This is a genomic window from Amycolatopsis sp. VC5-11, assembly GCF_037034185.1.
In the GTDB taxonomy this organism is placed as follows: Bacteria; Actinomycetota; Actinomycetes; order Mycobacteriales; family Pseudonocardiaceae; genus Amycolatopsis; species Amycolatopsis nivea.
Genome location: NZ_JBAGKF010000001.1, coordinates 1,400,895 through 1,421,358 on the forward strand (window position 1 = coordinate 1,400,895; position 20,464 = coordinate 1,421,358).

General features: G+C 68.2%; 17 protein-coding genes. 16 read left to right on the forward strand and 1 reads right to left on the reverse strand.

The features are described 5' to 3' along the window. The first annotated feature begins 520 nt into the window (after positions 1-520). From WA670_RS06985 to nuoN, 14 genes are read left to right on the forward strand one after another with little or no spacing between them, the layout of a single operon-like run. The gene (locus tag WA670_RS06985) at positions 521-931 is read left to right on the forward strand and encodes an NADH-quinone oxidoreductase subunit A (protein ID WP_037818926.1); all 411 of its coding nucleotides are present in this window, start codon (positions 521-523) and stop codon (positions 929-931) included. Between the two features lie 4 nt (positions 932-935). Continuing rightward, complete coding sequence (locus WA670_RS06990; RefSeq protein ID WP_009072052.1) at positions 936-1,484, forward strand: NuoB/complex I 20 kDa subunit family protein; 549 nt, start codon at positions 936-938, stop codon at positions 1,482-1,484. 6 nt (positions 1,485-1,490) lie between these two features. After that, positions 1,491-2,252 carry an NADH-quinone oxidoreductase subunit C gene (locus tag WA670_RS06995; protein ID WP_134734101.1) on the forward strand — a complete coding sequence of 254 codons (762 nt, stop codon included), beginning with the start codon at positions 1,491-1,493 and terminating at the stop codon, positions 2,250-2,252. Next, entirely contained in the window at positions 2,249-3,580 is a 1,332-nt protein-coding gene (locus WA670_RS07000) for an NADH-quinone oxidoreductase subunit D (protein WP_037818884.1), read from the forward strand. Before WA670_RS06995 ends, WA670_RS07000 begins: the two co-directional genes overlap by 4 nt. Then, complete coding sequence (nuoE, locus tag WA670_RS07005) at positions 3,577-4,440, forward strand: NADH-quinone oxidoreductase subunit NuoE (protein ID WP_336157157.1); 864 nt, start codon at positions 3,577-3,579, stop codon at positions 4,438-4,440. Before WA670_RS07000 ends, nuoE begins: the two co-directional genes overlap by 4 nt. Next, the gene (gene nuoF, locus WA670_RS07010; protein WP_134663693.1) at positions 4,440-5,720 is read left to right on the forward strand and encodes an NADH-quinone oxidoreductase subunit NuoF; all 1,281 of its coding nucleotides are present in this window, start codon (positions 4,440-4,442) and stop codon (positions 5,718-5,720) included. Before nuoE ends, nuoF begins: the two co-directional genes overlap by 1 nt. After that, a complete protein-coding gene (locus WA670_RS07015) occupies positions 5,717-8,179 on the forward strand; it encodes an NADH-quinone oxidoreductase subunit G (protein ID WP_238603451.1) in 2,463 nt (820 codons plus the stop codon). Before nuoF ends, WA670_RS07015 begins: the two co-directional genes overlap by 4 nt. Further along, positions 8,176-9,522, forward strand: coding sequence for an NADH-quinone oxidoreductase subunit NuoH (gene nuoH, locus WA670_RS07020; RefSeq protein ID WP_037818889.1), 1,347 nt, complete (start codon positions 8,176-8,178; stop codon positions 9,520-9,522). Before WA670_RS07015 ends, nuoH begins: the two co-directional genes overlap by 4 nt. Beyond that, positions 9,509-10,054 carry an NADH-quinone oxidoreductase subunit NuoI gene (nuoI, locus tag WA670_RS07025; RefSeq protein ID WP_037818891.1) on the forward strand — a complete coding sequence of 182 codons (546 nt, stop codon included), beginning with the start codon at positions 9,509-9,511 and terminating at the stop codon, positions 10,052-10,054. Before nuoH ends, nuoI begins: the two co-directional genes overlap by 14 nt. Beyond that, positions 10,051-10,929, forward strand: coding sequence for an NADH-quinone oxidoreductase subunit J (locus WA670_RS07030; RefSeq protein ID WP_037818892.1), 879 nt, complete (start codon positions 10,051-10,053; stop codon positions 10,927-10,929). The genes nuoI and WA670_RS07030 overlap by 4 nt, the downstream gene beginning before the upstream one ends. Next, positions 10,926-11,225, forward strand: a complete 300-nt coding sequence (gene nuoK / locus WA670_RS07035) for an NADH-quinone oxidoreductase subunit NuoK (RefSeq protein ID WP_033291119.1) — start codon at positions 10,926-10,928, stop codon at positions 11,223-11,225. Before WA670_RS07030 ends, nuoK begins: the two co-directional genes overlap by 4 nt. 12 nt (positions 11,226-11,237) lie before the next feature. Beyond that, positions 11,238-13,145, forward strand: a complete 1,908-nt coding sequence (nuoL, locus tag WA670_RS07040) for an NADH-quinone oxidoreductase subunit L (protein ID WP_134663695.1) — start codon at positions 11,238-11,240, stop codon at positions 13,143-13,145. Between the two features lies 1 nt (position 13,146). Next, on the forward strand, positions 13,147-14,697 hold the full coding sequence (locus WA670_RS07045; protein WP_037818895.1) for an NADH-quinone oxidoreductase subunit M: 1,551 nt from the start codon (positions 13,147-13,149) through the stop codon (positions 14,695-14,697). Between the two features lie 12 nt (positions 14,698-14,709). Beyond that, positions 14,710-16,275, forward strand: coding sequence for an NADH-quinone oxidoreductase subunit NuoN (nuoN, locus tag WA670_RS07050; RefSeq protein WP_199818108.1), 1,566 nt, complete (start codon positions 14,710-14,712; stop codon positions 16,273-16,275). 750 nt (positions 16,276-17,025) lie between these two features. Here the strand turns inward: nuoN and WA670_RS07055 are convergent. Further along, positions 17,026-17,676 (reverse strand): hypothetical protein, encoded by a 651-nt coding sequence (locus tag WA670_RS07055; protein ID WP_037816361.1) that lies wholly within the window; start codon positions 17,674-17,676, stop codon positions 17,026-17,028. Between the two features lie 260 nt (positions 17,677-17,936). Between WA670_RS07055 and WA670_RS07060 the strand changes: the two genes are divergently transcribed. Beyond that, positions 17,937-18,974: a polyprenyl synthetase family protein gene (locus WA670_RS07060; protein ID WP_037816359.1), complete on the forward strand. Its 1,038-nt coding sequence runs from the start codon at positions 17,937-17,939 to the stop codon at positions 18,972-18,974. Between the two features lie 12 nt (positions 18,975-18,986). After that, positions 18,987-20,417 carry a sunset domain-containing protein gene (locus tag WA670_RS07065; RefSeq protein WP_336157158.1) on the forward strand — a complete coding sequence of 477 codons (1,431 nt, stop codon included), beginning with the start codon at positions 18,987-18,989 and terminating at the stop codon, positions 20,415-20,417. Positions 20,418-20,464: the final 47 nt, after the last annotated feature.

A 20,464-nucleotide genomic window follows, 5' to 3' on the forward strand; every position in this document is an offset into this window, starting at 1 on the left:
CGTATCGGGGTGCGGGGGAGGTGTGGGTGCCTCGATTGTTGGGTGCATCGGCTGCGGGTGGGGCTGGGTGCCTCGATGGTTGGGTGCATCGGCTGCGGAGTTACCCGGGTGGAGCAATGGGTTGTCCGGCCGGTCAGTGTGATGCGTCACAAGATCGAGTCGGGGGTTCTGCTCGGCGCGGTTCTTGAATCGGGCTTTACCGCTGGTCTCGCCTTTGTGGCCCGGCTTGGGCCAGGCGAAGCGTTCTGTCTAGTTAGGGCTGCCTTAGTCCATAACCCCTCGGGACAAGAGTGTGACTCACGTCCTACACTCCCCCCATGCTTTGTGAATCGCTTCACAACCGCGACTCGTCGCTTGTGAACTATTTCACAAGCAGGTGGTGGGTCGGACACGGGCCGTAAGGGCGCCCTGACCCTCGGCGGTGTGACCCAGCTCCCTTAGGGTGCGCAACCGAGAACTCGGACCACCACCCGAGAACAACCCGCAGCGGCGCGGAAAGGATGGCGAAGACCCCGTGCTGATGGTGCCCGTGCTGGCGCAGGCCGATCCCGGACCGGCGGCGCCCGGACTCAACGTGTATCTGCCGCTCGTTCTGCTTTTCGTGCTCGCGGCGGGGTTCGCCGTGTTCTCCGTGCTGCTCGGTCCGCTCGTCGGACCGAAGCGGTACAACCGCGCGAAGACCGCTGCCTACGAGTGCGGCATCGAACCGTCGCCGCAGCCGCTCGTCGGCGGCGGCCGGATGCCGGTGGCCTACTACATCACGGCCATGCTCTTCATCCTGTTCGACATCGAGATGGTGTTCCTCTACCCGTTCGCGGTGAACGCCAACGCACTCGGTGTCTTCGGCCTGGTGGAGATCGTGCTGTTCATCGTGACGGTCGGGTTCGCGTACGCCTACGTGTGGCGGCGCGGCGGCCTGGATTGGAACTGAACCCATGGGCCTCGAAGAAAAACTCCCCAACGGCATCCTTCTTGCCAGCCTCGAGGGACTGGTCAACTGGGCACGCAAGAACTCGCTGTGGCCCGCCACGTTCGGGCTCGCCTGCTGCGCGTTCGAGATGATGTCGGTCGGCGGTTCGCGCTACGACATCGCGCGGTTCGGCATGGAGCGGTTCTCCGCCACGCCGCGCCAGGCCGACCTGATGATCGTGGCCGGCCGGGTGACCCAGAAGATGGCCCCGGTGCTTCGCCAGATCTACGACCAGATGGCCGAGCCCAAGTGGGTCCTCTCGATGGGCGTCTGCGCGTCGTCCGGCGGGATGTTCAACAACTACGCCGTCGTGCAGGGCGTCGACCACATCGTGCCGGTCGACATGTACCTGCCCGGCTGCCCGCCGCGGCCGGAAATGCTGCTCGACGCGATCCTCAAGCTGCACGCAAAGATCCAGGACGAGCCGATCAACGCCCGCCGCGCCGCGATCCGCGCGGCCAGCGGGGCCCGTACCGAGCTGATCCCGTCCTCGATCAAGTACGCGAAGAAGTGAGCACCGGTGCCTGAGAACCCCGAAGAGACTCCCGAAACCGGCGGCCCGCAGTCCAGCGCGGAGCGGCCCGAAGCAGGCCTCGAAGCGCACGGCCCCGGCGCGGCCGAACCGGTCGTCGCCGGTCGCGAGCGCAAGGGCATGTTCGGTGTCCGCGGCAGCGGGGACACCTCCGGTTACGGCGGCCTGCGGCTGCCCGCCTACAGCCCGCCGCCCGCGGAGCGCCCGTACGGCAGTTGGTTCGACGAGTTCGCCGACGAGTTCATGGCCGCCTTGGCGGACAACAAGATCCCGCCGACCGCGATCCTCCAGACCACTGTGGACCGCGGCGAGATCACCTTCTACGTCAGCCGCGAGCACCTCGTCGACATCGCGAAGGTCCTGCGCAACGACCCAGGCCTGCGGTTCGAAATGCTGCTGGCGGTCACCGGCGTCGACTACGGCGTGGACGTCCCGCAGCGGATGCACACGGTCTACGACTTCCTGTCGATGACCTACCGCCGCCGGATCCGCCTCGAAGTCACCATGGACATGGACAACCTGCACGTCCCGTCCCTCGTCCCGGTCTACCCGACGGCGGACTGGCACGAGCGCGAGGCCTACGACATGTTCGGCATCGTCTTCGACGGCCACCCCGGGCTCACCCGCATCTTCATGCCGGACGACTGGGACGGCCACCCCCAGCGCAAGGACTACCCGCTCGGCGGGATCCCGGTCGAATACAAGGGCGCGGAAATCCCGCCGCCAGACCAGCGGAGGTCGTACTCGTGACCAGCACCAACGAAACGACGGAAGCCGAGTACGCGGAAGTCCGGGACACCACCGAAGGCCCCGTCTACCACGTCTCCGGCGGGGACTGGGACGAAGTTCTCGGCGACGCCCAGCACGACGACCGCATGGTCATCAACATGGGCCCGCAGCACCCGTCGACGCACGGCGTGCTCCGGCTCGTGCTGGAGCTGGAAGGCGAGACGGTCACGCAGCTGCGCGCGGTCGTCGGCTACCTGCACACCGGCATCGAGAAAAGCGCGGAGTTCCGCAACTGGACCCAGGGCGTCACCTTCGTGACCCGCGCGGACTACCTCGCCCCGCTGTCCAACGAGATGTGCTACTGCCTCGGCGTCGAGAAACTGCTGGGCATCAAGGCCCCGCCGCGTGCGGAACTGCTGCGCGTGCTTCTCCTCGAGCTCAACCGGATCACCTCGCACCTGGTGTTCATCGCGACCGGCGGCATGGACCTCGGCGCCACCACCGCGATGACGCTCGGCTTCCGCGAGCGCGAAGAAGCCATGCACCTGCTGGAGTACCTGACCGGCCTGCGGATGAACCACGCGTTCATCCGGCCCGGCGGGCTCGCGCAGGACTTCCCCGAGGACTGGACGGAAAAGGTCCTCGACTTCTGCAAGCTCATGGACAAGCGGCTTCCGCTGTACGACAAGATGTTCACCGGTCAGCCGATCTGGCGGAACCGGCTCAAGGACGTCGGCGTGCTGCCGCTGGACGCGTGCCTCGAACTCGGCATCACCGGCCCGGTGCTGCGCGCCGCGGGCCTGCCGTGGGACCTGCGCAAGACCGAGCCGTACTCGCGCTACGACGAGATCGAGTTCGACGTGCCGACCTCGACCGACGCGGACAGCTGGGCGCGGTACCTGCTGCGGCTCGAGGAAATCCACCAGAGCCTGCGGATCATGAAGCAGGTCGCGAAGATGGCCGAGCCGGGCCCGGTCATGGTGGAGGACAAGAAGATCGCCTGGCCCGCGCAGCTGTCCATCGGCAGCGACGGCATGGGCAACTCGCTCGGCCACGTCAAGAAGATCATGGGCCAGTCGATGGAATCCCTGATCCACCACTTCAAGCTCGTCACCGAGGGCTTCCACGTGCCGCCGGGCCAGGTCTACGCGCCGGTCGAATCGCCGCGCGGCGAGATCGGCGCGCACCTGGTGTCCGACGGCGGCACCCGCCCGCTTCGCGTGCACCTGCGGGAGCCGAGTTTCGTGAACATGCAGGCGATGCCCGCGATGGCCGAAGGCGGCCTGGTGGCCGACCTCGTCGTCGTGATCGCTTCGATCGACCCGGTTCTGGGGGGAGTTGACCGATGACGAACCCGACCGCAGTCCCGGAGCCGGGGCCGCACGACGCGACGAAGACCTACGCGGCCGCGGGAGCCGACACCGACGTCGCCGCGATCGCGCCCGACCCGTCCGTCGCCGAGGGAATCCTCGCCGACACGCCGGCCGCGGACGTCTTCGACGCCGACACGCACCGCGAGGCGAAGGAAATCATCGCCCGGTACCCGATGTCGCGTTCGGCGCTGCTGCCGATGCTGCACCTGGTGCAGTCGGTGCAGGGCTACGTGAGCCAGGAAGGCATCGCCTTCTGCGCGCAGCATCTCGACCTGACCGACGCCGAGGTAAGCGCGGTCGCGACGTTCTACACCATGTACAAGCGCCGCCCGTGCGGCGAGCACCTGGTGAGCGTCTGCACCAACACGCTGTGCGCGGCGCTGGGCGGCGACGACATCTACCAGAAGCTCCAGACGCACCTCGGTTCCGCGGAAAAGCCGCTGGGGCACGAGGAAACCGCGGGCACGCCGGGTGAACAGGGCTCGATCACCTTGGAGCACGCGGAATGTCTCGCCGCCTGCGACCTCGGCCCGGTCATCCAGGTGAACTACGAGTACTTCGACAACCAGACGCCGGAGCAGGCGGTCGCGCTCGTGGACGCGTTGCAGGCAGGCAAAAAGCCCGCCCCGACGCGCGGTGCGGCGCTGACCGACTTCAAGGGCGCGGAGCGGCAGCTCGCCGGGTTCTGGCCCGAGGACGAGGCCGCGTACCGCAGTGCCGTGGACGGTCCGTCGCAAGCGGTCGAGACCTTGCGCGGCGCGCAGATCGCAGCCGACCGCGGCTGGTCCGCCCCCGGTGCACAGGATGTTCCGCTTCCTGAAGTGGAGAAGAAGTAATGGCTGATCCCATCACTCCGGTCCTCACGAAGCGCTGGCTGTCCCCGGAATCCTGGCGCATCGAAACGTACGAGGCGCTCGAGGGCTACACCGCGGCGCGCAAGGCGCTGGCCGCCACGCCCGAGCAGCTCGTGCAGGTGGTCAAGGACTCCGGTCTGCGCGGCCGCGGCGGCGCGGGCTTCCCGGCGGGCGTGAAGTGGTCGTTCATGCCGCCCAACGAGGACAAGCCGCACTACCTGGTGATCAACGCCGACGAGGGCGAACCCGGTACCTGCAAGGACATTCCGCTGATGATGGCGGACCCGCACTCGCTGATCGAGGGCTGCATCATCGCCTCGTACGCGATGCGGTCGCACCACTGCTTCATCTACGTCCGGGGCGAGGCGCTGCACTGCATCCGCCGGCTCAACGCGGCCGCGCGCGAGGCGTACGCGAAGGGCTACCTCGGCAAGAACATCTTCGGCAGCGGCTGGGACCTCGAGCTGACCGTGCACGCCGGGGCCGGCGCGTACATCTGCGGCGAGGAAACCGCGCTGCTGGACTCGCTCGAAGGCCGTCGCGGGCAGCCCCGGCTCAAGCCGCCGTTCCCCGCGGCCGCCGGTCTGTACGCCGCGCCGACGACGGTGAACAACGTCGAGACCATCGCGTCCGCGTCGTACATCATCAACGCCGGTTCGTCGTGGTTCCGCGAGATGGGCCGCGAAAAGTCGCCCGGTCCGAAGATCTACTCGATCTCCGGACACGTCGAGAAGCCCGGCCAGTACGAGTGCCCGCTCGGCACCACGCTGCGCGAGCTGCTGGAGCTGGCCGGCGGAATGAAGGACGGCATCCCGCTCAAGTTCTGGACGCCCGGCGGTTCGTCGACGCCGATGTTCACCGCCGAGCACCTCGACGTCCCGCTCGACTTCGAGGGCGCGGCCGAGGCCGGTTCGATGCTCGGCACCACCGCGGTGCAGGTCTTCAACGAGACCGTTTCGGTGCCGTGGGCGGTCATGAAGTGGACGCAGTTCTACGAGCACGAGTCCTGCGGCAAGTGCACGCCGTGCCGCGAGGGCACGTACTGGCTGGCGCAGATCCTGGAGCGGATGGTCGAGGGCCACGGCACCGAGGAGGACATCGACACCCTCCTCGACGTGTGCGACAACATCTTCGGCCGCTCGTTCTGCGCGCTCGGCGACGGCGCGGTGTCGCCGATCCAGAGCGGCATCAAGTACTTCCGGGACGAGTTCCTGGCCTTGTGTGAGAGCAACAAGCGAGAACTGGTGGGAGCGCAGGCATGACGATCGCCCCCGACAAGCCCGAAACGGCGGAAACGCCGGTCCCCGAGGGCTACGTCAAGCTGACCATCGACGGCGAAGAGGTCATCGCGCCCAAGGGCGAGCTGCTGATCCGCACCGCCGAACGGCTCGGCACCAGCATCCCTCGCTTCTGCGACCACCCGCTGCTCGACCCGGCGGGCGCGTGCCGCCAGTGCCTGGTCGAGGTCGAAATGGGCGGCCGTCCGATGCCGAAGCCGCAGGCCTCGTGCACGATGACGGTCGCCGACGGCATGGTGGTCAAGACGCAGCTCACCTCGCCGGTCGCGGACAAGGCGCAGCAGGGCGTGATGGAGCTGCTGCTCATCAACCACCCGCTGGACTGCCCGATCTGCGACAAGGGCGGCGAGTGCCCGCTGCAGAACCAGGCGCTCGCGCACGGCCGCGCGGAATCGCGGTTCGTGGACACCAAGCGCACGTTCCCGAAGCCGCTGCCGATCTCGTCGCAGGTGCTGCTGGACCGGGAACGCTGCGTGCTGTGCCAGCGCTGCACCCGGTTCTCCGACCAGGTCGCCGGCGACCCGTTCATCGCGCTGCTCGAACGCGGCGCGCACCAGCAGATCGGCACCGCGGAAACCGCCGACGTACTGGATCTGGCGTCGCGGACCACCGGCGGCGAACCGTTCCAGAGCTACTTCTCCGGCAACGTGATCCAGATCTGCCCGGTCGGCGCGCTCACCAGCGCGGCGTACCGGTTCCGGTCGCGGCCGTTCGACCTCGTCTCCTCGCCGAGCGTGTGCGAGCACTGCTCGTCCGGCTGCGCCGAGCGCACCGACTTCCGGCGCGGCAAGGTCCAGCGCAAGCTGGCGGGCGACGACCCGGAGGTGAACGAGGAATGGCTGTGCGACAAGGGCCGGTTCGCGTTCCGCTACGTGCAGGCCGGTGACCGGATCCGCCGTCCGCTCGTCCGCAACGCCGACGGTGAGCTGGAGGAAGCGTCCTGGACCGACGCGCTCCGGACCGCCGCGGAAGGCTTGCTGAAGGCCCGCGAGGGCAAGGGCGGCGCGGTGCTCACCGGCGGCAGGCTGACTGTCGAGGACGCCTACGCGTACTCGAAGTTCGCCCGGATCGCCTTGCGCACCAACGACATCGACTTCCGCACCCGCGCGCACTCGGACGAGGAGCTCGCGTTCCTCGGGTCGACGGTCGTGGGCACCACGCCGGAAACCGGCGTGACGTTCGGCGAGATCGAACGGGCCAAGACGGTGCTGTGCGTGGCGTTCGAGCCCGAGGACGAAGCGCCGATCGTGTTCCTGCGGCTGCGCAAGGCGGCCCGCAAGAACCGCACCCGCGTCGTCCACTTGGGACAGTGGACGACCTCCTCGGTGCGCAAGACCTTCGGCGAACTGCTGGCCTGCGTCCCCGGCGGCGAAGCGGCCGCGGTGGACGGGATCGCGCAGCACGCGGCCGACGTCGACGCGGCGCTCAGCGGCGAGGGCGCGGTGATCCTGGTCGGCGAGCGGGCCGCGGAAATCCCCGGCCTGTTCTCCGCGCTGCTGCGGCTGACTGCCCGCACCGGAGCCCGGCTGGCGTGGATCCCGCGCCGCGCGGGCGACCGGGGCGCGCTCGAAACCGGTTGTGTGCCCACGCTTCTGCCGGGCGGCCGCTCGGTCGCCGACGAGGCGGCCCGCGCCGAGGTCGGCAAGCAGTGGGGCGCCGAGCTTCCGGCCGAACCGGGCCGCGACGTCACCGGCATCCTCCAGGCCGCTTCCGGCGGACAGCTCGACGCGCTGGTGGTCGGCGGCGTCGACCCGAACGACCTGCCCGACCCGGACCTGGCCCGCCGCGCGCTCGACAACGCCGGTTTCGTGGTCAGCCTGGAACTGCGGGCGAGCGAGGTCACCGAACGGGCCGACGTGGTCCTGCCGATCGCCCCGGCGGTCGAGAAGTCCGGCAGCTACCTCAACTGGGAGGGCCGCCGCCGCGACTTCGACACCACGCTGGAGGGCACCGGTTCCCTTTCCGACGGCCGAGTGCTCGACACCCTGGCCGTCGAAATGGACGCCGACCTGTTCACCCAGACCCCGGCCGCCGCCGCGGGCGACTTCGCGAAGCTCGCGCCGGTCGCCGCCTCGGCGCCCGCGCCGTCGGTCGCCGCCGCGGCGGCCCCGGTCCCGAACGGCAAGGCAGTGCTCGCCACCTGGCGGCAGCTGATCGACAACGGCTCGCTGCAGGACGACGAACCGCACCTCAAGGGCACCCAGCGGCCGCCGGTCGCCCGGCTTTCGGCGAAGACCGCCGAAGGCCTGGGCGGAACGGTCCGGGTGTCGAACGAGCGCGGGTCGATCACCCTGCCGGTCGAGGTCGCCGACCTGCCGGACGGCGTCGTGTGGCTGCCCGGCAACTCCGACGGCTCGGCCGTCCGCGCCGCACTCGCCGCCGGACACGGCGCGCTCGTGCAGATCTCCGGAGGTGACCAGTGAGCCCGCAGCTCACGCAGTTCCTCGCCGCGTACCCGGACGCCGCGGAACGGGCTCGGCTCATCGCCGACGACCCGTGGTGGCTCGTCCTGATCAAGGCGGTCGTGGTCCTGTTGATCGGGCCGGTCCTGACGATCTTCCTGATCGTGTGGGAGCGCAAGGCGATCGGCCGGATGCAGAACCGGCCCGGCCCCAACCGGGTCGGCCCCGGCGGCTACCTGCAGTCGCTCGCCGACGCGATCAAGCTCCCGTTCAAGGAGCAGATCATCCCGGACACCGCCGACCGCAAGGTGTACTTCCTCGCGCCGGTGCTGTCCGCGGTCCCCGCGCTGATCGCGCTGTCGGCCATCCCGTTCGGCCCGGTCGTCTCGATCTTCGGGCACCGGACGGTGCTGCAGCTGATGGACCTCCCGGTCGGCGTGCTGGTGATCCTCGCCTGCTCGTCGGTCGGCGTGTACGGCATCGTGCTGGCGGGCTGGGCTTCCGGCTCGCCGTACCCGCTGTTCGGCGGCATGCGCTCGGCGGCGCAGGTGATCTCCTACGAGATCGCGATGGGCCTCTCGATCGTCGCGGTGATCCTGTACTCCGGTTCGCTGCAGACGTCGGAAATCGTGCAGGCGCAGTCGCACGGCTGGTACTTCTACATGCTCATCCCGAGCTTCGTGATCTACGTGATCTCGATGGTCGGCGAGACGAACCGCGCGCCGTTCGACCTCCCGGAGGCCGAATCCGAGCTGGTCGGCGGCTTCCACACCGAGTACAGCTCGATGAAGTTCGCGATGTTCTTCCTCGCCGAGTACGTCAACATGGTGATCGTCTCCGCGTTCTGCACCACGCTGTTCCTCGGCGGCTGGCGGTTCCCGTTCGTCGGCGACGATTCGGCGCTGAACCAGAACTGGTGGCCGGTCCTCTGGTTCTTCGCCAAGACGTTCATCCTGCTGTTCGGCTTCATCTGGCTGCGCGGCACGCTGCCTCGGCTGCGGTACGACCAGTTCATGCGGCTGGGCTGGAAGGTCCTGGTCCCGGTCAACCTGGTGTGGATCGTGGTCGTGGTCGCGATCAAGACGGTCCAGTGGAGCTGGCCGCAGATCCTCGTCGGCGTCGGCATCGTGCTGGTGGTGCTCGTGCTGCTGAGCCTCGCGCTGCCGGACAAGAAGCTGCCCGAATCGGATTACGTGGACCTGGCCGGAAGCGGCTACCCGCTGCCGCCGCTCGACCTGCGGGTCCCGGACGCGACGCCGCGGCAGAAGGCGCTGGCCAAGGCGGAGGCGAAGGCCGCGCGGCGCAAGCCGGCCGGCGTCACCGCGGCGGCCGCACAGGAAGGAACAGAAGATGGCGGCAACTGACTTCCTCAATCCCATCAAGGGATTCGGCGTCACCTTCGGGATGATGTTCAAGAAGGTCGCGACCGAGGAGTACCCCGAGGCAGGCGCCCCGGCCGCACCCCGCTACCACGGCCGCCACCAGCTCAACCGGCATCCGGACGGGCTGGAGAAGTGCGTCGGCTGCGAGCTGTGCGCGTGGGCGTGCCCGGCGGACGCGATCTTCGTCGAGGGCGGCAACAACACCGAAGAGGCGCGGTACTCGCCCGGCGAGCGGTACGGCGCGGACTACCAGATCAACTACCTGCGCTGCATCGGCTGCGGCCTGTGCATCGAGGCGTGCCCGACCCGGTCGCTGACCATGACCAACTTCTACGAGCTGGCCGACGACGACCGGCAGCGGCTCATCTACACCAAGGAAGACCTGCTCGCCCCGCTGCTGCCGGGCATGGAGCAGCCGCCGCACCCGATGCGGCTCGGCGACAACGAGCAGGACTACTACGTGAACGGCCCCGAGCTGGCCGCGAACGCGCAGCAGCAGGAGGCGAAGAAGTGATCGCCGCCCTTCTCGCGCAGGCGCCGGCGTCCGGCGTCGACGCGTCCGTGACGACCGGCGAGGCCATCGCGTTCTGGATCCTCGGCCCGCTCTCGCTGCTGGGCGCGCTCGGGATGATCTTCTCCCGCAACGCCGTGCACTCGGCGCTGTGGCTGGTGCTCACGATGCTGACGCTCGGCGCGCTGTACATGACGCAGTCCGCGCCGTTCCTCGGGTTCACCCAGATCATCGTCTACACCGGCGCGATCATGATGCTGTTCCTGTTCGTGCTGATGCTGGTCGGCCGGGACAGCTCGGACTCGGTGGTCGAAGTCCTTCGCGGGCAACGGCTCGCCGCCGGGGTGCTCGGCATCGGGCTCGCCGCCTTGATCGCCGCGGGCGTGTTCCGCGCGATGGTGAACGTGACCCCGGCGAAGCCGCTCGACCCGTACCAGCAGACCGGCGGCGGCCCCGGCGGTCTCGGCAGGCTGATCTTCACCCAGTACCTGTTCCCGTTCGAGCTCACCTCGGCGCTGCTGATCACCGCCGCGCTCGGCGCGATGGTGCTGGCCTTCACCGGCCGCAGCGGCAAGAGCAAGCTCTCCCAGCGCGAACTGGTCAAGCTGCGCTTCCGCGGCGAGCACGACCGCCCGTCGCCGCTGCCCGGCCCCGGCGTCTTCGCCACCGCCAGTTCGGTGTCGACCCCGGCGCTGCTGCCGGACGGTTCGGTCGCGCCGGAGTCGCTGTCGGAGATCATCGAATCCACCTCGGCGATCCGGCTCATGCGCGAGCGCAAGCTCATCGCGGACGAGGGCCCCAAGCCCGACGCGCACGCACTGGTCGGCGGCGCCGACAAGGCCGAGCCCGCCGAGGAAGAAGAAGGGGAAGGAAAGTGACCCCGAGCTATTACCTGCTGCTGTCCGCGCTGCTGTTCTGCATCGGCGCGGTGGGCGTGCTGGTCCGCCGCAACGCGATCGTCGTGTTCATGTGCATCGAGCTGATGCTGAACGCGGTGAACCTGACCCTGGTCACCTTCGCCCGCATCAACGGCGGGCTGCACGGCCAGGTCATGGCGTTCTTCGTGATGGTGGTCGCGGCCGCCGAAGTCGTGGTGGGGCTGGCGATCATCATGGCGATCTTCCGCACCCGCCGCTCGGCCTCGGTCGACGACACCAACCTGCTGAAGTACTAGGGGAGAGACCGAGTGACCGCATCATCGTGGCTGCTGGTGGCCCTTCCCGCCCTCGGCGCCCTGGTTCTGCTGCTATCCGGCAAACGCGCGAAAGCGTGGGGGCACCTGCTCGGCTGTGCCACCGTCACGCTCGCCTTCGTGTACGCCGTGATCCTGTTCTTCTCCACCGACAGCGGCTCGGTCACCGACACCAAGGTCTACTCCTGGATCCCGGTGACCCAGTTGCAAGTGGACTTCGGGCTGCGCATCGACGCGCTGTCGCTGACGTTCGTGCTGCTGATCACCGGCGTCGGCATGCTGATCCACTTCTATTCGATCGGCTACATGGCCGACGACGAGGGCCGGTACCGCTTCTTCGCGTACCTGAACCTGTTCGTCGCCTCGATGCTGATCCTGGTGCTGGGCAACAGCTTCGTGACGCTGTACCTCGGCTGGGAGGGCGTGGGTCTCGCCTCGTACCTGCTGATCGGCTGGTATCAGAACCGCCCGTCCGCGGCGACCGCGGCGAAGAAGGCGTTCCTGATGAACCGCGTCGGCGACGTCGGGCTCGCGCTGGCGATCTTCCTGATGTTCAAGTACGTCGGGTCGACCGGCTACGCGCAGGTCTTCGAGGGCGTCGCGCAGGGCAAGATCCCGCCGGGCGCGATCACCGCCATCGCGATCCTGCTGCTGCTGGGCGCCTGCGGTAAGTCGGGCCAGTTCCCGCTGCAGGCCTGGCTTCCGGACGCGATGGAGGGCCCGACCCCGGTGTCGGCGCTCATCCACGCGGCGACGATGGTCACCGCGGGCGTGTACCTGGTGGCCCGCTCCAACGTCATCTTCACCGCGACGCCGGACGGACGGCTGGTCGTCACCCTGGTCGGTGCGGTCACGCTGCTGCTCGGATGCGTCGTCGGCTGTGCCTACGACGACATCAAGAAGGTGCTCGCGTACTCGACGGTCAGCCAGATCGGCTACATGATGCTGGCGGTCGGCCTCGGGCCGGGCATTTACGCGCTCGGCATCATGCACCTGGTGGCGCACGGCTTCTTCAAGGCCGGGCTGTTCCTCGGGGCCGGTTCGGTCATGCACGGCATGAACGACGAGGTCGACATGCGCAAGTTCGGCGGCCTCGCCAAGCGGATGCCGATCACCTTCGTCACCTTCGGCCTCGGCTACCTGGCGATCATCGGCTTCCCGTTCCTCACCGGGTACTACACGAAGGACGCGATCATCGAGGCGGCGTTCGGCCAGGAAGGCTGGCGCGGCTGGGCTTTCGGCCTCGCGACGGTGATCGGCGCCGGGCTCACCGCGTTCTACATGACGCGGCTGATGATGATGACCTTCTTCGGCAAGGAACGCTGGAAGGACATCAAGTCCTCGGACGGACGCGACTTCCACCCGCACGAGTCCAAGCCGGTCATGTGGATCCCGATGGCGATCCTGGCGGTCGGTTCGGTCGGCGCGGGCGCGTTCTTCGCGATCGGCGACCGGTTCGTCGACTGGCTGGCCCCGGTGGTCGGCAAGTTCGAGGAGGCCGAGCACACCCCGATCCCGTCGTGGACGGTCCCGGCGGCGACGCTGGTGCTGGCCGCGCTCGGCGTGCTGCTGGCGGTCTGGCTGTTCCGCCCCTCGCGCGACGTTCCGCTCGAGAAGCCCGAGCGGGTGTCCTGGCCGGTCCGCGCGGCACGCAAGGACCTGTACGGCAACGCGCTCAACGAAACCCTGGTCGCCCGTCCGGGCACCTGGCTGGCGCGGGCGCTGGTGTACGTGGACAACCGCGGCGTCGACGGCGCGGTGAACGGCCTCGCCGCGGCACTCGGCGGCGGGTCCGGGCGGCTGCGCCGGACGCAGACCGGATTCGTGCGCTCCTACGCACTGTCCATGCTCGGCGGCACGTTCCTGCTTCTCGCGGCCCTTCTGCTGGTGAGGTTCTCCTGACATGACTTGGCTTCTGGCGCTCATCCTGCTGCCGCTGGCCGGCTCGCTGGTGCTGGCGTTCCTCAAGGGGAACGACCGGGCCGCGGTCGCCACGGCGCTCGCCGTGTCCATTGTGGAGTTCCTGCTGATCATCCCGTTCTGGGCGAGCTACTCGCCCTCGGGCGAGCGCATCCAGCAGGCCACCACGATGGACTGGATCCCGAACTTCGGCATCCACATCTCGTTCGGCACCGACGGCATCTCGCTCATCATGATCGCGGTGATCGCGCTCCTGGTGCCGATCGTCGTCGGCGCGCTCGGGCTCACCGACAAACTGCCCGCGGGCCGCAGCGCGGGCGGGTTCCTGTCGCTGATCCTGCTGCAGGAGGCGATCACGATCGGCGTCTTCGCGGCGACCGACGTGTTCCTCTTCTACGTGCTGTTCGAGATCATGCTGATCCCGATGTACTTCCTGATCGGCGGCTACGGCGGCGCGAACCGGCAGTACGCGGCGGTGAAGTTCTTCCTGTACTCGTTCCTCGGCGGCCTGATCATGCTGGCGTCGGCGATCGGGGCGTACTCGCTGGCCTCGGACAAGCTCGGCAAGGGCACGTTCGACTGGGCCACGCTGGTGACGGTGGTGCGCGACGCGCCGACCGGCACGCAGATCTGGCTGTTCCTCGGCTTCTTCCTCGCGTTCGCGATCAAGGCCCCGCTGGTCCCGTTCCACACCTGGCTGCCGGACGCCGCGGGCCAGGCCCCGATCGGCGTCGCGGTGCTGCTCGTCGGCGTGCTGGACAAGGTCGGCACGTTCGGGTTCCTGCGGTACTGCCTGCCGATGTTCCCGGAGGGCAGCAAGGCGCTCGCGCCGCTGGTGCTGATCCTGTCGGTGATCGGCGTGCTGTACGGCTCGATCCTCGCGGCGGGACAGCGCGACATGAAGCGGTTCATCGCCTACGTGTCGATCGCCCACTTCGGGTTCATCGCGCTGGGCATCTTCACCTTCAACGAGCAGGCGATGGTCGGCTCGGTGTCGTACATGCTGAACCACAGCCTGTCGACCGGGATGCTGATCGTGGTGATCGGCCTGATCGTGATGCGCGGCGGGTCGAGCAAGATCTCGGACTACGGCGGCATGGCGAAGGTGACCCCGCTGCTCGGCGGAATGTTGTTGCTGGCCGGTCTTTCCGCGCTGTCGCTGCCGGGAACCAACTCGTTCGTCAGCGAGTTCCTCGTGCTGCTGGGGTCCTTTGTGGACCAGCCGGTGTACACGATCCTCGCGACCGTGGGCATGGTGCTCGCCGCGGCGTACGTGCTGTGGCTGTACCAGCGGATCATGCAAGGCCCGGTCCGCGGCGACGCTCTCGTGGGCGTCGGCGGGGGACCGGGCACCGCGATCGCGCCGGAACTCGGCGCTCGCAAAGCCATTACCGACCTGGGCAAACGCGAGATCGCGATCCTCGCGCCCCTGGTCATCCTGATCATCGGACTGGGTTTCTACCCCAAGCCGATGCTCGACACGATCACCCCGTCGGTGCAGGCGACGCTGTCTGCCGTGCAGGGAGGCAAGTAAACCGTGCTCGACATGTTCCTGGCGCAAGCGCCGGCAGCGCCGCTGGAAGTGCCTTCGGTCGATTACGCGGCCGTGCTGCCGATGCTGATCGTCTTCGGCGTCGCGTGCATCGGCGTGCTGGTGGAAGCGTTCGCGCCGAAGGCCACGCGGTGGGGGATCCAGGTGACGATCTCCCTCGTCGCGATCCTCGCCGCGGGGGTTTCGCTGATCCTGTACGCGACCGGTTCTTCTTCCTCGAAGGCCGGTACGACGACGTTCTCCGGCTCGATCTCGGTGGACCGGCCGTCGCTGTTCCTGTGGGGCACGCTGCTGCTGCTCGGCCTCGGCGCGGTCTTCCTGATCGCGGACCGGAAGGTCGAGGCGGGCGGCGCGTTCGTGGCTCAGGCGGCGATCCGGCCCGGCACGGTCCAGGACCGCGCGCAGTCTGCTACGACGTCGCAGACCGAGGTCTTTCCGCTGACGCTCTTCGCGCTCGGCGGGATGATGACGTTCTGCGCGGCGAATGATCTGCTGACGATGTTCATCGCGTTGGAAGTGCTTTCGCTGCCGCTGTACCTGATGTGCGGGCTCGCCCGGCGGCGTCGGCTGATCTCGCAGGAAGCCGCGGTCAAGTACTTCCTGCTGGGGGCGTTCTCGTCGGCGTTCTTCCTTTACGGGCTGGCGTTGCTGTACGGGTATGCGGACTCGGTGAAGCTGGCTGACATCGCGCACGCGGCTGCTGGGTCGGATCGGTCGGACACGTTGTTGTTCGCTGGTCTTGGCTTGCTTGTGGTGGGCCTGTTGTTCAAGGGTTCTGTCGGGCCGTTCCACACATGGACGCCGGACGTCTACCAGGGTGCGCCTACGCCGGTTACCGGGTTTATGGCTGCCTGTACGAAGGTCGCTGCGTTTGGTGCCATCCTGCGCGTGCTCAGTGTCGGGTTTTCCTCGACTAGCTGGGAATGGCGCGGGGTTATGTGGGCGGTGGCCATTATTTCGATGGCGCTCGGGGCGATTCTCGGGCTGACGCAGACGGATGTTAAGCGGATGATCGCTTACTCGTCGGTGGCGCATGCTGGGTTCTTGCTTGTCGGTGCTATTGCGATGACTGAGGACGGGTTGTCCAGTACGTTGTTCTATCTGCTGGCGTATGGGTTTACTACGTTGGCTGCGTTTGGGGTTGTTTCCCTGGTGCGGGATTCCAGTGGGGAGGCTACGCATCTCTCCGCTTGGGCTGGGTTGGCTAAGCGGTCGCCGTTGTTGGCTGGGGTGTTTACGTTCCTCTTGCTGGCGTTGGCTGGGATTCCGTTGACCAGTGGGTTTGTCGGGAAGTTCGTGGTGTTCTCGGCGGCGTTGTCGGATGGGATGGCGCCGTTGGTGGTTGTCGCGCTGGTGTTTAGTGCGGTGGCTGCGTTCTTCTATTTGCGGGTTATTGTTTTGATGTATTTCTCCGAGCCTGCTGCTGATGGGCCTACGGTGACTGTGCCGGGTGGGTTTACTACTGCGGCTATTGCGTTGGGTGTTGTGGTTACGTTGGTGCTTGGGGTTCTTCCGGCCTTTGCGTTGGACTGGGCTGGGGCTGGGGGGTTTGCTTCTTAGGGCTGGGTTGGGCGGCTCGTCGCCTGGCGGCGACATTGCGCCCTGAGTGGTTGCGTGGGCACCCCGATTTTTGATTGTCACTACGGCGCGGGGGTGCTTGTCAAGGCGGGAAAGATGCCTTGACAAGCACCCCCGCGCCGTGTTTTTGGCGTCGTATCGGGGGTGGGGGAGGTGTGGGTGCCTTGCTTTGGGTGCATCTGCTGCGGTTTGTGGGGGTCGGGCTTGCGTCCCGATGTGGCGTTGGCTGAGGTTTGGGGTGGGGCGGCATGCGTCCCAAGTCGGGGCTGGGTGCGTTGGCTGCGGTTTGTGGTGGCGCGCGCGGGGGTTCGCACGCGGAGCGTGCGTGGGTGCGGCGGCGGAGCCTCTTTCGCTCGCTGCGCCGTGGGGGCTAGCGCCCCAACGTGGCATTGGGCGCGGTTTGGGGCGGGGTGAGCTTGCGTCCCAATGTGGGGTTGGGTGCGTTGGCTGCGGTTGTGGTGGCGCGCGGGGGCTCGCACGCGGAGCGTGCGTGGGTGCGGCGGCGGAGCCTCTTTCGCTCGCTGCACCGTGGTGGGGTTAGCGCCCCAATGTGGCATTGGGTGCGTGTGACGCAACGAATGCCACATTGGGTGCATCGCGGTGCGGTGCGGGCGGGCCGTGAAGGGCTCCTTGAGGGAATCTAGGTCCGTGAAGGAGCCCTTCACGGCCGGTCGCTGGTCGTGAAGGGAACCCTGGGGGAATCTGATTCCGTGAGGGTTCCCCTCATTCGCTTCAGGGAGTGGGAGCGCAGGCGGTGTGGCCGACGGTGACCGATCCCGAGGCGCCCGAGGCGGGGGCGAAGTCGATGCGCAGCATGGTCAGGGTCATGCTTCCGTCGCCGGGCAGCGTTTGGATGTTGAAGACTGCGTTCGCCAGCAGCGTGCCGTCCGATTTCGTCAGCGGCTTCGTGTAGTTCGCGGGGAGTGGCGAGGGCAGGCCGCTGATTCCGGTCAGGCCGCTCAGGGTCCAGTTCGCGTTTGTGCCGCTCTGGGTTGCCTTGCAGGTCACGGTGTACGACGAGATGCGGATTCGTTTGCCGCCGGAGCTCACCAGGGCGGACAGTTCGAAGTTGTTTCCGGTCGCCGTCGACGTGGTGGTGGTGACGTCGTTCGCCGGGTCGGTGACCTCCGTTGTGCAGGAGGACGTGCCGCCGCCGAAGCGGACGCCTGGTTGCGACACCGCTGCTGCGGAGGCGCTTGTCGGGCCTTCTACGGCGCACGGGGCTTGCGTCGGGATGGAGATGGTGGTTCCGGATTTCGTGAAGTTCGCGTTGCCGATGTCGGCGATTCCGGCCGGGCTGTCCGCGACGGCGGTGCCGGCGGTGGCGAGCAAGCCGGCGGTGGCCAGGGCTGCTCCGGCCAGTGCGGTGCGCTTGATGATCATGTCGGGTCTCCTCGGCTGTGTTGCTCCCTCTCCCGACTATCCGCAGGTCCGAATCGCCCGTTGCGTCCTCGGGCGGCGATCACCCGTCCGGGATCGCGGATCAACCCGTTCGTGGCGTGGCGGGCATCAGGGGCGGCAGTGTCGCGTTCGTCACCGTTTCCGCAGGACAGCGGGTAAAGGCAGGCCGCGGGGCAACCACTACCCTGAAGGGGGTAACCGACTGGCGAAGAGCGCCATGAGAGAGCGGAGCCGACGTGTCTGTGTCTTCACCACCTCCGGGGGCGGCCCGGGATGGCGCTGTAGAGGACCTGCGCGCGACCGTCGGGCTGCAGATCCAGGACGAGCCGTTGCTGCGCGCCATCGCGGGCGGGCTGGCGGACGTCGAGACGATGCTGCGGGACGTCGTGAAGAGTGACGTGCCCGCTGTGCACGACGCGGCGTTGCACCTGGTCGAGGCGGGGGGCAAACGTTTTCGTCCGCTGTTCACGCTGCTGTCGGCGCAGTTCGGGCCGAAGCAGGGCGAGCAGGTGCTGATCGCTGCTGCCGCCGTCGAGTTGGTGCACCTCGCGACGCTGTATCACGACGATGTCATGGACGAGGCGACCATGCGGCGCGGCGCGGAGAGCGTCAACTCGCGCTGGGACAACACGGTCGCGATCCTCACCGGTGACTACCTCTTCGCGCACGCCTCCCGGCTCGTTGCCGACCTGGGGACGGACGCCGCGCGGATCATCGCCGAGACGTTCGGCGAGCTGGTCAGCGGGCAGATGCGGGAGACCGTCGGTCCCGGCCCTGGCGACGATCCGGTCGAGCACTACCTCACCGTCATCGCGCAGAAGACCGGGTCGCTGATCGCGACGTCCGGGCGCTTCGGCGGCATGATGTCCGGTGCGGCCGAGGAGCACATCCAGGCACTGCGCCGCTTCGGCGACATCATCGGCGCGGCCTTCCAGATCTCCGACGACGTCATCGACATCGCGTCGCCCTCGGTCGAGCTGGGCAAGGCGCAGGGCACTGACCTGCGGGAAGGCGTTCGCACGCTGCCGATGCTGTACGCGCTGGCCGATCCGGGCACCGACCCGCGGCTCGTCGAGCTGCTCGCCGGCCCCATCACCGACGACGACCTGGTGGCCGAGGCGCTCGAGCTGCTGCGCCGTTCCAGTGGCCTCGAACGCGCGCGTGAAACCCTTTCCGACTACGCTTCCCGAGCACGTGCCGAGCTCGCCTCGCTGCCCGCTTCCCCTGCGCGCGACGCTTGCGAGTCGGTCGCCGACTACCTGGTCGCGCGAACGTTCTAAAAGGGGCGAGAAATGTCCATTTTCGGGCAGGTGTGGCTCTGGAGCCTGCTGGCCTTCATTGTCGGCGCGGTCATCGCCTGGCTGGTGCTGGCGCGTCCGGCGCGCAAACGGGTGCGCGAACTGGAAACGGAACTGGCGAGCGCACACGCCGACACGGCCCGCGCCGCGGCCAGCACGCCCGCGCGCACCGCGGTGCTGCCGCCCGCGGAGGACTGGACCAGAGACCGCCGCGAGCACGCTCCGACGGAAGTCATCCAGGCGACGAGCGCCTTCGAGCCGGAAGCCGAGTACGACGCGGAATACCGCACGGCGCCGGAACCGGCCGCTGCTTCTGCCGCGGACACCGCGGAAGCGCCGGAGGACGACCTCGACGAGGCGTTCGCACAGGCCGAGGCTCGCGAACACCAAGCGGCGAACGGGCTTTTCGACAGCGCCCCGGCCGAGAGCGCTCCGGAGGACTCCGGTTCGGCCTACCGCGCCGCGGCCACCGAGTACCTGCAGCCGGTCGACACCGGTTCGCACCGCATCGCGGAACCGGCCGCGGACCACGACAGCGGCTACCACCGCGTCGCAGAACCCGCCGACGAGCACGAAAGCGGCTACCACCGCGGCGCGGAGTCGGCGGACGAGCACGACAGCGGTTACCACCGGATTCCGGAACCGGCCGACGTTCCCGCAGCGGATCACTCGGAGAGTCCCGCCGAAGAGGAGCCGAGCCGGCACCTCGCCGAACCGGCGGACGGTCTGTCCTCTTTGGAGCGACGGCTCGACCCGACTCCGTTGGACAGCACGGCTTCGGAGTCCGAGCCGGTCTCGCTGTTCCGTCCGGGCCCGGGCCGCGCGCCCGAACCGGAACCGGACTGGTTCAACCAGCCGGAAGCGGCGCAGCGGTCGCCGTTCGAGGAACCCGCCGAACCGGTGGAGTCAGCCGTCGGCCACCTCGAAGAGGATTCGTCGACCGATCACCTGATCCCGAGCGTCGAGCCTGTCGCCGCCGAGTCCACAGAGGACACTCCGGAAGGCAGCCAGGGCCTGCCGAAGCGACAGCGCCGCGAATCCCCGCGTGGCGGTTTCGACCCGCCGCGGCCGATCCAGCCGTCGATGCGCCCGGTGGAGCGCCGCGAACCGGATCTCGCGGGCGGACACAGCGGTTCGCTGTTCGAGCCGTCCGTGCAACCGAATCAGGCCGCGATGGCCGCTCCGGAACCGCCGCCCGCACGGCAGACCGCGGACGACGCGGTGCCGCCGGGACCGTTCGGACCCGGTTCGGCGATGCCGCGTCCGGGCGGCGGTCGTCCGGCGGAGGGATTCACGGTGAAGGCGAGCGTGACGGCGTTGCGGTATTGCGGGGAGGATTCGCCGCAGTTCCCGAAGATGGTGGCTGAGGTGTGGTTCCGCAGCGCCGCCGATGCTGAGCGGGTCGGGTTCCGTCCGCTGCACTGAGTCCACATAAGACAAAGGCCGCCATTCCCGAGATCGGGAGTGGCGGC

Excerpts from the sequence above, each read along its gene's own strand:
- WA670_RS06985 (WP_037818926.1), top strand. The coding sequence starts at position 521 with ATGGTGCCCGTGCTGGCGCAGGCCGATCCCGGACCGGCGGCGCCCGGA.
- WA670_RS06990 (WP_009072052.1), top strand. The coding sequence starts at position 936 with ATGGGCCTCGAAGAAAAACTCCCCAACGGCATCCTTCTTGCCAGCCTC.
- nuoE (WP_336157157.1), top strand. The coding sequence starts at position 3,577 with ATGACGAACCCGACCGCAGTCCCGGAGCCGGGGCCGCACGACGCGACG.
- nuoF (WP_134663693.1), top strand. The coding sequence starts at position 4,440 with ATGGCTGATCCCATCACTCCGGTCCTCACGAAGCGCTGGCTGTCCCCG.
- WA670_RS07015 (WP_238603451.1), top strand. The coding sequence starts at position 5,717 with ATGACGATCGCCCCCGACAAGCCCGAAACGGCGGAAACGCCGGTCCCC.
- nuoI (WP_037818891.1), top strand. The coding sequence starts at position 9,509 with ATGGCGGCAACTGACTTCCTCAATCCCATCAAGGGATTCGGCGTCACC.
- WA670_RS07045 (WP_037818895.1), top strand. The coding sequence starts at position 13,147 with ATGACTTGGCTTCTGGCGCTCATCCTGCTGCCGCTGGCCGGCTCGCTG.
- nuoN (WP_199818108.1), top strand. The coding sequence starts at position 14,710 with ATGTTCCTGGCGCAAGCGCCGGCAGCGCCGCTGGAAGTGCCTTCGGTC.
- WA670_RS07055 (WP_037816361.1), bottom strand. The coding sequence starts at position 17,676 with ATGATCATCAAGCGCACCGCACTGGCCGGAGCAGCCCTGGCCACCGCC.
- WA670_RS07065 (WP_336157158.1), top strand. The coding sequence starts at position 18,987 with ATGTCCATTTTCGGGCAGGTGTGGCTCTGGAGCCTGCTGGCCTTCATT.